General features: G+C 72.5%; 12 protein-coding genes. 9 read left to right on the forward strand and 3 right to left on the reverse strand.

Features of this window, described 5'->3' with window-relative positions; all coding sequences use genetic code 11:
* Position 1: 1 nt before the first annotated feature.
* Positions 2-1,381, reverse strand: coding sequence for a 3-phosphoshikimate 1-carboxyvinyltransferase (aroA, locus tag AMK10_RS04765; protein WP_073745041.1), 1,380 nt, complete (start codon positions 1,379-1,381; stop codon positions 2-4).
* Positions 1,382-1,496: 115 nt separating this feature from the next.
* Positions 1,497-2,210: a M50 family metallopeptidase gene (locus tag AMK10_RS04770; RefSeq protein WP_073745043.1), complete on the reverse strand. Its 714-nt coding sequence runs from the start codon at positions 2,208-2,210 to the stop codon at positions 1,497-1,499.
* A gap of 74 nt (positions 2,211-2,284) precedes the next feature.
* Here AMK10_RS04770 and AMK10_RS04775 point away from each other — a divergent pair, with 74 nt between their 5' ends.
* The 9 genes from AMK10_RS04775 (at position 2,285) to AMK10_RS04815 (ending at position 10,709) form a co-directional block, all read left to right on the forward strand.
* Entirely contained in the window at positions 2,285-3,100 is an 816-nt protein-coding gene (locus tag AMK10_RS04775) for an SOS response-associated peptidase (RefSeq protein WP_073745045.1), read from the forward strand.
* A gap of 16 nt (positions 3,101-3,116) precedes the next feature.
* Positions 3,117-3,770 carry an alpha/beta hydrolase family protein gene (locus AMK10_RS04780; RefSeq protein ID WP_073745047.1) on the forward strand — a complete coding sequence of 218 codons (654 nt, stop codon included), beginning with the start codon at positions 3,117-3,119 and terminating at the stop codon, positions 3,768-3,770.
* Between the two features lie 330 nt (positions 3,771-4,100).
* A complete protein-coding gene (locus tag AMK10_RS04785; protein ID WP_198959621.1) occupies positions 4,101-4,757 on the forward strand; it encodes a sigma-70 family RNA polymerase sigma factor in 657 nt (218 codons plus the stop codon).
* On the forward strand, positions 4,754-5,074 hold the full coding sequence (rsrA, locus tag AMK10_RS04790) for a mycothiol system anti-sigma-R factor (protein ID WP_073745051.1): 321 nt from the start codon (positions 4,754-4,756) through the stop codon (positions 5,072-5,074). Before AMK10_RS04785 ends, rsrA begins: the two co-directional genes overlap by 4 nt.
* Before the next feature lie 282 nt (positions 5,075-5,356).
* A complete protein-coding gene (locus AMK10_RS04795; protein WP_073745053.1) occupies positions 5,357-6,739 on the forward strand; it encodes an HD-GYP domain-containing protein in 1,383 nt (460 codons plus the stop codon).
* Complete coding sequence (locus AMK10_RS04800; RefSeq protein ID WP_073745055.1) at positions 6,736-7,983, forward strand: HD-GYP domain-containing protein; 1,248 nt, start codon at positions 6,736-6,738, stop codon at positions 7,981-7,983. Before AMK10_RS04795 ends, AMK10_RS04800 begins: the two co-directional genes overlap by 4 nt.
* A 91-nt stretch (positions 7,984-8,074) precedes the next feature.
* Positions 8,075-9,067 (forward strand): tetratricopeptide repeat protein, encoded by a 993-nt coding sequence (locus AMK10_RS04805; RefSeq protein ID WP_073745057.1) that lies wholly within the window; start codon positions 8,075-8,077, stop codon positions 9,065-9,067.
* 80 nt (positions 9,068-9,147) lie between these two features.
* A complete protein-coding gene (def, locus tag AMK10_RS04810; protein WP_073745059.1) occupies positions 9,148-9,786 on the forward strand; it encodes a peptide deformylase in 639 nt (212 codons plus the stop codon).
* Between the two features lie 185 nt (positions 9,787-9,971).
* Entirely contained in the window at positions 9,972-10,709 is a 738-nt protein-coding gene (locus tag AMK10_RS04815) for a D-Ala-D-Ala carboxypeptidase family metallohydrolase (protein WP_073745061.1), read from the forward strand.
* 25 nt (positions 10,710-10,734) lie between these two features.
* Here AMK10_RS04815 and AMK10_RS04820 read toward each other — a convergent pair whose 3' ends face one another.
* A complete protein-coding gene (locus AMK10_RS04820; RefSeq protein ID WP_073745063.1) occupies positions 10,735-11,709 on the reverse strand; it encodes a GlxA family transcriptional regulator in 975 nt (324 codons plus the stop codon).
* Positions 11,710-11,761 lie beyond the last annotated feature (52 nt).

Raw genomic sequence — 11,761 nt, forward strand, 5'->3', positions numbered from 1 at the left:
CTCAGACCCCGCGCCTTGCCGCGGCGGCGCCGAGCGCCCCCGATGAGACGCCGACGGCGCCGGAGGGTTCCCCGAGCATGCCGGTCCACATCTCGGGGAAGTCCGGCAGGGTCTTGGCCGTCGTGCCGACGTTCTCGATCTCCACCCCCGCCACGGCGAGGCCGATGATCGCGCCCGCCGTCGCCATCCGGTGGTCGTCGTACGTGTGGAAGACGCCGCCGTGCAGCGGGCGGGGCGTGATCCGCAGACCGTCGGCGGTCTCCGTGACATCACCGCCGAGGCCGTTGATCTCCTTGGTGAGCGCCGCCAGCCGGTCCGTCTCGTGCAGCCGCAGGTGGGCGACGCCGCGGAGCGTGGACGGGGAGTCCGCGAGGGCGGCGAGGGCCGCGATGCCGGGCGTCAGCTCGCCGACCTCGCTCAGGTCGACGTCGATGCCGTGGACCGTGCCGGAGCCCGTGAAGGTGAGTCCCCGCTCGGTCAGCTCGCACGCGCCACCCATTGCGGTGAAGATCTCCCGCAGCGCGTCACCCGGCTGGGTGGTCCTCAGCGGCCAGTCGGGGACGGTGACCCGGCCCCCGGTCACCAGCGCGGCGGCCAGGAACGGCTGGGCGTTCGAGAGGTCCGGCTCGACGGTCAGATCGCGGCCCAGCAGAGCGGAGGGGGAGACCCGCCAGACATCGGGTTCGCCGCCCGACTCCGGCTCGTCGACCTGGGCGCCGACCGAGCGCAGCATGTCGACGGTCATGCGGATGTGCGGCATGGAGGGCAGGGCCGAGCCGGTGTGGCGCACCTCCACGCCCTGGTTGAACCGGGGGGCGGAGAGCAGCAGTGCCGAGACGAACTGGGAGGAGGACGAGGCGTCGATGGACACCGGGCCGCCGTCCAGCGCGCCCGCGCCGTGCACGGTCAGGGGGAGCGTCCCGCGGCCGTCGTCGTCGATCCTGGCTCCCAGGGACTTCAGCGCGCCGATCACGCCGTGCAGGGGCCGCTCGTAGGACCGGGGGTCCCCGTCGAAGTGGACGGGGCCGTCCGCCAGGCAGGCCACCGGCGGCAGGAAGCGCATGACCGTGCCCGCGTTGCCGACGTCCACGCGGGCGGGGCCGTGCAGGCCGGCCGGGATCACCCGCCAGGCCTCGCCCGAGCCGTCCGGGCCGACGCCCTCCTCGATGCCGACGCCCATCGCGCGCAGGGCCTGGGCCATCAGCAGGGTGTCGCGGGAGCGCAGCGGGCGGCGCAGCCAGCCGGGCTCGGAGGAGAGCGAGGCGAGGACCAGGGCGCGGTTGGTGACCGACTTCGATCCGGGCACGGTGACGGTCGCGTCGACAGCCCCGGTCGCACGGGGGGCGGGCCAGAGGGCGGGGTGCACGGAACTTTCGGTCATGCCCCTCACTTTAGTGGCTCGGCGCAATCCCAGATCCTGATCAAATGGTATGAAACCAGGGCGTAACGCAAGGGTGGTACGGGGCCGCCTCCCGGCTCCGCCCGCTCGCGCACCCTCACAGCCCGAGCAGCCAGCGTCCGCCGCCGATCAGCGAGCTCAGCGACACCGCGTGGAAGAGGAACAGCCAGATCGCGGCCGGGGCGTGCGTCAGCCGGGAGAGCTGGTCGGCGTCGGAGTCGGGCGCACCGCCGTACCTGCGCTTGGACTGCAGCTCGAACACCGGGCGTACGCCGCCGAGCAGCAGGAACCAGACCACGGTGTACGCGAAGGCGGACTGTACGTCGGCCGAGGTCAGCCAGGACACCAGCAGGAAGGTCGTACCCGTGAGGATGACGGTGAGCGCCCCGTACAGATTGCGGATCATCACCAGCATCACGGCCAGCAGTGCGGTCGCCAGCCACAGGAGCAGGGTGATCCGGCCGTTGGTCAGCAGCCAGGCGCCGCCCAGGCCGAGCAGCGGGGGCGCCGTGTAGCCGGCCGCCGCGGTGAGGATCATGCCGATGCCGGTGGGCTTGCCGCGGCTCACGGTGAGGCCGCTGGTGTCCGAGTGCAGCCGGATGCCGGAGAGCTGCCGCCCGGTGAGCAGGGCGACCAGTCCGTGGCCGCCCTCGTGCGCGATGGTGATCGCGTTGCGGGAGAGCCGCCATATGAGGTTCGGTACGACGGCGATCAGTGCCGCCGTGGCCGTGACGACGACGAGCCACTGCTCGGGCGCGGGCTGGGTTCCGAAGACGCGATCCCACAGATCGCCCAGTTCGGTGCTGTCCATGGTGCGAGCGGCTCCTTGAGGTCGTCGAGGGATCGGCGTCCACTCGGCCGGCGGGTCGTGGCAGTCTGGCACTTATGTGCGGACGGTATGCGGCGAGTCGACGCCCGGAGGATCTGACCGGGCTCTTCGGAGTGGAGAAGTGGGAACCCACCGAGACCCTGGAGCCCGACTGGAACGTGGCGCCGACCAAGGAGGTCTACGCGGTCCTCGACCGTCCTGTGAAGGACGCAGAGGACCGGCGTCCGGTTCGCCAGCTGCGCGCCCTGAAGTGGGGACTCGTGCCGTCCTGGGCCAAATCGCCGGAAGGCGGCGCCCGCATGATCAACGCCCGTGCGGAGACGGTCCACGAGAAGCCGTCCTTCCGCCGTCCCTTCGTGTCCAGGCGCTGCATCCTGCCCGCCGACGGCTACTACGAGTGGGTCACCGGCGCGGACGAGAGGCAGCTGGAGGAGAAGGGGAGGAAGAAGCGCCCCCGCAAGCAGCCGTACTTCGTGACGCCCGCCGACGGCTCCGTCTTCGCCATGGCCGGGCTGTACGAGTTCTGGCGCGACCGGACGCTTCCCGACGACCACCCGCAGGCCTGGTGGGTCACCTGCTCCGTGATCACCACGGAGGCGGAGACGTCACCCCTGGCCGTGGCCCCCGCCGAGGGCCCGTCCTCGCTCTCCGACATCCACCCCCGGATGCCGCTGATGCTCACCCCGGACCGCTGGGACGCCTGGCTCGACCCCGCGCGTACGGACGTCGACGAGCTGAAGGGGCTGCTGGAGCCGCCGCCCGGCGGACTCATGCGGGCCTACCCGGTGGCCACCGCCGTCAGCAACGTCCGCAACAACGGCCCGGAACTCCTGGAGGAGCTGGCCGCGCCTGAGGTCGGCACCCTCTTCTGACCGGCAGGATGGAACCGTGAGCCGTATCCCAGGGACAGCCCAGCGCGCCGAGACCGTCTCCACCGACGCCGGGGACGCCAGGATCACCTGGCTCCCCGCGAAGAAGGCCCGGCTGGTGCTCGCCGTCGGCCACGGCGCGGGAGGCGGCATCGAGGCCCGCGATCTCCAGGCACTGGCCGCCGTCCTGCCGGAGCGCGGGGTGACCGTGGCGCTGGTCGAGCAGCCGTGGCGGGTGGCGGGGAAGAAGGTCGCCCCGGCGCCCCGAACCCTGGACACCGGCTGGCGCGGGCTGTGGCCCGCGCTGGCCGCCGCCGGGCCCCCCGTCGTCGCGGGGGGCCGCAGCGCCGGGGCCCGGGTGGCCTGCCGCACGGCCGAGGAGCTGGGCGCCCGCGCGGTGCTGGCGCTGAGCTTCCCCCTGCACCCACCGGGCCGGCCGGAGAAGTCCCGGGCCGGCGAACTGCTCGGCGCGGGGCGGCCCGCCCTCGTGGTGCAGGGCGGACGTGACCCGTTCGGGCGGCCTGAGGAATTCCCCCCGGGCGAGCACGGGCTCGTCGAGGTGCCGTACGCGGATCATGGCTTCGCCGTACCGAAGAAGGCCCCGCTGACCCAGGATCAGGCTGTGGAAATCCTCACGGACGCGGTGGCCGGATGGCTGGACGGTCTCTCCTGAGGCACCCCGTCCCGAACGCGTCCGGCCCGTAGTCCTCCTCACACTCCCGGCGCCCGCGGGCACCCCCGGGAATGCGGCGCGGGGGGCGGCTGTTGTCGGTGGTGTCGGTACGACAACGCCGTTAGTCGAGAGGGAGTCCGCCGCATGGGTTCGACCATCTGCCCGAGTCGCTCGAACGCCGCCGAGCTTGAGTGGACGGTGCTCCACGCGGCCAAGAGCACCCCGGCGCGCGCCCAGGGCGGTGCCGATCGACAGCCCGCGCGGAAGCAAGGTCGACTATTCTCCGATGCGAGCGGGTCCGGTCTCGGTTCCGCCACATCGTTGGAGGAGGTGGGTCCGGTCACTGGGACCGACACAGGGACCGACGACGGCCGTGCGCAGGAGACGACTGCCGAGCGCAACGCGCGCTTCGAGCGGGACGCCCTCGGATATCTCGACCAGATGTACTCGGCCGCGCTGCGCATGACGCGCAACCCCGCGGATGCCGAGGACCTGGTCCAGGAGACGTATGCGAAGGCCTACGGCTCCTTCCACCAGTTCCGTGAGGGCACGAACCTCAAGGCGTGGATGTACCGCATCCTCACCAACACCTTCATCAACTCGTACCGCAAGAAGCAGCGCGAACCCCAGCGGAGCGCCGCCGAGGAGATCGAGGACTGGCAGCTGGCGCGTGCGGAGTCGCACATGTCGACCGGTCTGCGCTCGGCCGAGTCCCAGGCGCTCGACCACCTGCCGGACTCCGACGTGAAGTCCGCGCTGCAGTCGATCCCCGAAGAGTTCCGCATCGCCGTGTATCTCGCCGATGTAGAGGGCTTTGCCTACAAGGAGATCGCGGACATCATGGGGACACCCATCGGTACGGTGATGTCCCGGCTGCACCGTGGGCGCCGTCAGCTGCGCGGCATGCTCGAGGACTACGCGCGTGAGCGCGGGCTCGTCCCGGCCGGAGCCGGTGAGTCGGACGACATGAAAGGCTCGGCCTCATGAGCTGCGGAGAGCCGCACGAGACGGACTGCTCAGAGGTTCTCGATCATCTCTACGAGTTTCTCGACCATGAGATGCCCGAGGGCGACTGCACCAAGTTCGAGGTGCACTTCGAGGAGTGCTCCCCCTGCCTGGAGAAGTACGGCCTCGAACAGGCCGTGAAGAAGCTGGTCAAGCGCTGCTGCGGACAGGACGACGTCCCCGCCGATCTGCGCTCGAAGGTGATGGGGCGGATCGACCTGATCCGTTCCGGTCAGGCGGTGCCCGGGCAGGACGTCGCCCTGGGCGGCGCCGACCGTCCGGCCGCCACCGCCGAGTGACGGCCGTCGCGGCGGGCTGACGGCCCGCCGCCCGCCCGGGCCGTCGGCGTGTGACGCCGGCGGCCGGCCGTTCCCGCCGGTGGTCCGTCGTGCCGGCGGCCGGTCGTCCCCGTCGACGGCCGGTCGTCCCCACTGACTGCGTGCCGCCGAAGCGCCGCCCGTCCCCGTCGGCGGCCGGTCGTGTCACCCGAATGTGCTAATCCGACTCGTTCGGAACCTCTTGCACGCCCAACTCGCTAGCCTGGCGCCCTCATTGATCAGGTCGGGGGGCGGGCGGTACGGGTGAGGGGCACACCGGCGGCGGCGCGCGTCTACATCCTGTGTGTGGCGGTCTGCGCCGCACTCTGCGCCCTTCCCGCGCTGTCCCCGGGCGCCGAGACCCCCTGGGGCACGCTCGGCCTCCTCACCGCGCTCTACCTGGTCTGCGAGCTTCCCGGCCGCTGCCCCTTCTTCGGCAGCTCCGTCCCCATGAGCGCCGGATCGTTCTTCCCTCTGCTGCTCGCCGCGGCCTTCCTGCTCCCTCCGTCCGCCGCCGTGCTCGTCGCCGTGCCCGGCGCGCTCGCCGGCCGGGTCGAGCAGCCGCCCGCGACGGCCCGCCGGATCTGGCGGGCCGCGCAGCTCGCCCTGACCGTGGGGGCGGCCTCCTGGACCCATGCGCTCCTGAGCGGGCCCGCCACCCTCGGCGGCGCGGCCGGGGGCGCCGTGCCCGACCTGCCGTACGCCCTCCTCCCGGCCTGCGCCGCGGCGCTCGTCTTCAGCCTCGTGCCGGCCGCGCTGGACGGCGGCATCCTCGCCCTGGCCGAGCGCGTGGCCCTCCGGCACGCGTGGCGCGGAGCGGTCGCGGGCTCCGTGGGGCCGCACCTGGTGCACGCGCTCGCCGGGCTCATGATGGCCGTCCTCTGGCGCAGTTCGTACGGCCCGGTGTCGGCCCTGGTCGTCCTGCTGCCGATGTACATCTCCTGCTGGGTGTTCGCGCAGTACCACCGCGAGCACGCCGCCCACCGCGCCACCATCAGGGCGCTCGTCCAGGCCGTCGACATCAAGGACGGCTACACCCGGGGGCACAGCGAGCGGGTGGGGCGCGCGTCCGAGCTGATCGCCCGTGAACTCGGCATGGAGGAGAGCCGGATGGAAGCCCTCCGCTTCGCCGGGATCCTGCACGACGTCGGCAAGCTCGGCGTCCCCACGCGGGTCCTGCGCAAGGACGGGCCGCTGACCCCCGAGGAGCGCCGTGTGATCGAACTGCATCCGGAGTACGGGCACGAGATCGTCCGGGGCATCGGCTTCCTGGACGAGGCACGCGCCGCGATCCTCCACCACCACGAGCGCCTCGACGGCAGCGGATATCCGTACGGCCTCGCGGGCGACCGGATCCCCGAGTTCGCCAGGGTCGTCGCCGTCGCCGACGCCTTCGACGCCATGACCTCGACCCGCTCCTACCGTCGCGGGCGCCCCGTCCCGGTGGCCGTCGAGGAGCTGGAGCGCTGCGCCGGGAGCCAGTTCGACCCGCGGATGGTGCGCGCCCTGGCACGCGCGCTGGACCGCCACGGCTGGTCCGCCGCGGCCAACACGGTCACCTCGGACGAGGAGCCGCCCGGTCTGCCCTCGCAGAAGCGGGCGGGGGAGCGCACCGGGACCGCCGGCCGGCCCGGACGGCCCCGGTGACGCCCCGGCGGCCGGCGCTGGCCGTCCTCGTGGTCCGCGCCGCCGCGCTGCTCCTCGCCGTCGTCGCGCTCGGCCACACCTTGTGGAACGGCGTCGTCGAGCCCGGGCACGCCCTCGCCTTCGGCCTCCTGGTCGCCGTCGGCGAGCTGGCCCGCTGGGGCGCGCTGCCAGGGGAGCGCGAGCCCGCGCCCCTGGGGGCGGCCGGGGCGCTCGCCTACGCGCTGCTCGGGCGCAGCGGCGGTGAGGCGACCACACAGGGCGTCCTCCAGGTGGTCACCGTCGTCGTCGCGGCGCAGCTGCTCGCCTCCGTGCCCCATGTGGCGCGGGGCAGGGGCCCGGGCCCGGACCAGCTGGCCCGCCGCGTCCTGACCGTCGCCTTCGCCGCGGTGTGCTTCCAGCCGCTCCACCGGTCGGGGCTCTCGGAGCGCTGGCTCGGCGAGGGCCCGTACGCCGCCCTCTTCCTGCTCCTGCTGCTGCTCCTCACCGCCCTGTGCGACGCCGTCCTCGCGGCGCTCACCGCGGGGACGGACCGCCCGTTCGGCCCGCAGCTCCGCGACGAGCTCCGGGCCCTCAGCGGCATCGGGTCGGCCGTCTGCGCGACCGGCGTGGTGATGGCGCTCGGGGTCGCCGCGGCGGGGCTGTGGGCACTGCCCGTGCTGTGTGTGCCGCTGCTGCTGACCCAGCTGTCCTTCCGCAGGTACGTCTCCGTCCGTACGACGTACAGGCAGACCATCGCCTCACTGGCCCGGTCCACCGAGATCGCGGGCTACACCCCGCACGGGCACGCCCGCAGGGTGGCCGACCTCTCGACGGCCGTGGGCCGGGAGCTGGGCCTGGCCGGGCCCGAGCTGAACGTCCTGGAGTACGCGGCGCTGATGCACGACATCGGGCAGCTCTCGCTCGTCGACCCGGTGGCCGACGGTGCGACGGCCGTCCTGCCCGCCTCCGAGCAGCGCCGTATCGCGCTGCTCGGAGGCGCGGTGGTCCGGCAGACCGGGGTGGACCCCGCGGTCGCCCTGGTGGTGGAACAGCAGGCGGATCCGTACAGGGAGCAGCAGACCGCCGCCAGGATCGTCCGTGCGGTCAACGCGTACGACGACCTGTGCGGGGAAGGCGTCAAGGGCCCTCTGGGGGCGCTGGAGCAGCTCAGGCTCGGCACCGGCCGCGACTACCAGCCACAGGTCGTCGAAGCGCTGGCCAGAGTCCTGGCGCGAGGTGGTCTGGCCCCGGTGCGTGCGGGGTAACCCATGGGTAATGAGCGAGCGTCCGGCCCGGCATGGTTGGATGCGAAGGAGAGCGGAAAACGAGGGTGCCCAGTCGGGACAGGCGGGAATCGTGAGGATCTTCGGGAAGGTACGGCATCGGCCGTCCGCCTCTTGGCGGCAGGCCACGGACCGCGCGTTCACGCTGATCGGCGACGGCCGGTACGAGGACGCGGGGGCGCTGCTGACACGCGCGGCGGACCTGGAGCCCTGGCTCTCCGAGTCCTGGTTCAATCTCGCGCTGCTGCACAAGTTCAGGCACGACTGGGAGCAGGCGAGGGCCGCGGGTCTGCGGGCCGTCGCCCTGCTCGACCGTGAGTCCGGCGCCCCGGACTGGTGGAACGTCGGGATCGCCGCCACGGCGCTCCAGGACTGGCCGCTGGCCCGCAGGGCATGGCAGGCGTACGGGCTGAAGGTGCCGGGCAGTGGCCAGCACAACGCGGCGTCCAACAGCGAGCCGACGGGCATGGAGCTGGGCAGCGCGGCCGTGCGGCTCTCGCCCGAGGGCGAGGCCGAGGTCGTCTGGGGCCGCAGGCTCGACCCGGCGCGGATGGAAGTGCTGTCGATCCCCCTGCCGTCCTCCGGGCGGCGCTGGGGCGAGGTCGTCCTGCACGACGGCGTGCCGAACGGCGAGCGGATCACGGCCGCCGGGCCCGCGTACCCCGTCTTCGACGAGATCGAGCTGTGGGCGCCCTCTCCCGTGCCGACCTGGGTGGTGCTCCTGGAGGCCGCCACCGAGGAGGACAGGGACGCGCTGGAGCAGCTCGCCTCCGACGCCGGTTTCGCCGCCGAGGACTGGTCGTCCTCCGTGCGGCTGCTCTGCCGTGCCTGTTCGGAGAGCCGGATGGAGAGCGATGAGGGCGACGGCGAGCACCTGGACCCGCACGACCACAGCGAGCCGGGCCACCCCGGGCCCCTGGGGCATCGCACGGCGGGAGACCTCTGGGTGCCGGAGCGGGAGTGCGGCATAGCGGCCCCCGCCGGGCTGGTGCGCGGGTTGCTGGACGGCTGGGTCGCGGACAGTCCGGACAGCCGTGAGTGGCGGGATCTGGAAGAAGTCTGCTGAGCGGTGCCCGTAGGCTGTACGGGCACCGATTGCGGTGCGGGTACTCACGGGTTCAGGTTGCAGGAAGGCGTACGGCGGACATGTCGCAGCAGGAGACGGACCAGCAGGCCGGTGTGGACGACGAGGGATTCCTCGTGGACACCGAGGACTGCGAGGCGCGCGAGGCGGCGCACCGCGAGCGCGGCACCTCCCGCCCCATCACGGTGGTCGGCAACCCGGTCCTGCACAAGGAGTGCAGCGACGTCACGGAGTTCGGTGACGAGCTCGCGCAGCTGATCGACGACATGTTCGCGAGCCAGCGGACGGCGGAGGGCGTGGGCCTGGCCGCCAACCAGATCGGTGTGGACCGCAAGGTCTTCGTCTACGACTGCCCGGACGACGACGGTGTGCGCCATGTCGGCGCCATCTGCAACCCGGTGCTGGAGGAGCTCGCGCCGGAGCGGCGCGTTCTGGACGACTCCAACGAGGGCTGCCTCTCCGTGCCGACGGCGTACGCCTCGCTCGCGCGCCCCGACTACGCGGTCGTGCGCGGTCAGGACGCCCGGGGCAACGCGGTGAAGGTGCGGGGCACCGGGTACTTCGCGCGCTGCCTCCAGCACGAGACGGACCACCTCTACGGCTACCTCTACATCGACCGGCTCTCCAAGCGGGACCGCAAGGACGCGCTGAAGCAGATGGCCGAGGGCACGCCGCGCTACGAGGTCGTCCCGAACGACTGATCCGGCCCCCGAGGGACGGTGATGACGGGGCTCCGCCCATGGCGGGGCCCCTTTCGCGTGTCCGGTGCGGGCGTGGGGTGTTCGCCGGCCAGTGTTCTCCCGGGCGTGGTTGACGCGCGTCGACCCGTCCGACAGGCTCTCTCCCACGCTTCACGGCCAGACCTCACAGCACAGGGAGACCCCCAATGCTCAGACGTACCGCACATCTGCTGCTCGGCCTTGTCATGACCATGGCTTTCGCGGTCGGCGGTGCCCTCGTCACCGCCGGCACGGCTCAGGCCGACGGCTGTTACACCTGGACCCGCACACTCTCGCCGGGCGCCACGGGCAACGACGTCACACAGCTCCAGATCCGGGTGGCCGGCTATCCGGGATACAACTCCGTGCTCGCCATCGACGGTTCGTACGGCCCCGCCACCACGGCCGCGGTCAAGCGCTTCCAGTCCGCCTACGGCCTCGCCGCCGACGGCATCGCGGGCCCGGCCACGCAGTCCAAGCTCTACGCCCTCCAGGACGACGACTGCACCCCCGTCAACTTCACCTACCCCGAGCTCAACCAGTGCAACAGCACCTGGGCGGGCGGAGCGGTCGCCGCGGGCACGGCCAAGGCCAACGCCCTCAGCAGCATGTGGAAGCTGCAGGCGCTGCGGCACGCGCTGGGCGACCAGCCCCTCCGTGTCACCAGCGGCTTCCGGTCCACCAGCTGCAACGCGGCGGTCGGCGGGGCGACCAACAGCCGCCATCTCTACGGTGACGCCGTCGACCTCGGCGCCGGACCGCACTCGCTGTGCACCATCGCCAAGCAGGCCCGCAACCACGGATTCAACGGGATCCTCGGCCCGGGCTACCCCGGCCACGGTGACCACATCCACGTGAACCAGGGGCCGAGCCACTTCTGGTCCGCCTCCAGCTGCGGTATCTGACCGGCACCGCTCCGGGGCCGTCCGCTCAGGCCACCTCGGTCAGTTCGGCCGGTCCCCGGAAGGTGCGGCGGTACGCGTTCGGTGTCGTACCGAGAACGCGTACGAACTGATGGCGCAGTGCCGCCGCGTTCCCGAAGCCGGTCCGCCCCGCGATCGTGTCCATGGTCTCGTCCGAGGTCTCCAGGAGGTGCTGCGCCAGCAGCATCCGCTGCCGGAGCAGCCAGCGGTACGGCGTGGTGCCCGTCTCCTGCTGGAAGCGGCGGGCGAAGGTGCGCGGCGACATGTGGGTCTGGGCCGCCAGCTGTTCGACGGTCATCTCCTGGTCGAGATGGGCCTCCATCCAGGCGAGCGTCTCGCCGACCGTGTCGCACCGGGTGCGCGGCAGCGGCCGCTTGATGTACTGCGCCTGCCCTCCGTCCCGGTGCGGCGGGACCACCATGCGGCGGGCGACGGCGTTCGCGACGGCGGGCCCGTGCGCCTGGCGGACCAGGTGCAGGGCGGCGTCGATCCCCGCTGCGGTGCCCGCCGACGTGATGACCGGGCCGTCGTCGACGTAGAGCACGTCCGGTTCCACCCGGGCCTCCGGGAAGCGGCGGGCCAGCTCCTGTGCGTGCCGCCAGTGGGTGGTGCAGCGGCGGCCGTCCAGCAGCCCGGCGGCGCCGAGGACGAACGCGCCGGAGCAGACGCTCAGCACCCGCGCCCCGCGCTCCACGGCCCGGCGCAGGGCGTCCAGGACCTCCACGGGATACTCCCGCCCCACGAAGTGGCTCCCCGCCGGTACGGCGACGAGGTCGGCCTCCTCCAGGCGGTCGAGACCGTAGGGGGTGCTGATGGTGAACCCGGCGTGCGTCCGGAGGACGGGGCCCTCGGCCGACACCACCGCGAAGTCGGTGACCGGCAGCCCCTCGTCGGAGCGGTCGAGGCCGAACACCTCGCACAGGACCCCGAGTTCGAAGGGATGGACCTCGTCGAGCAGCAGAGCGGCGACATTCTTCAGCATGAGGCGAGTGTGGCAGTAATTCGATGCTGTATGACAGTCCTGCCACTGCCGG

It is taken from the genome of Streptomyces sp. CB02058, assembly GCF_001905505.1.
Classification (GTDB): Bacteria; Actinomycetota; Actinomycetes; order Streptomycetales; family Streptomycetaceae; genus Streptomyces.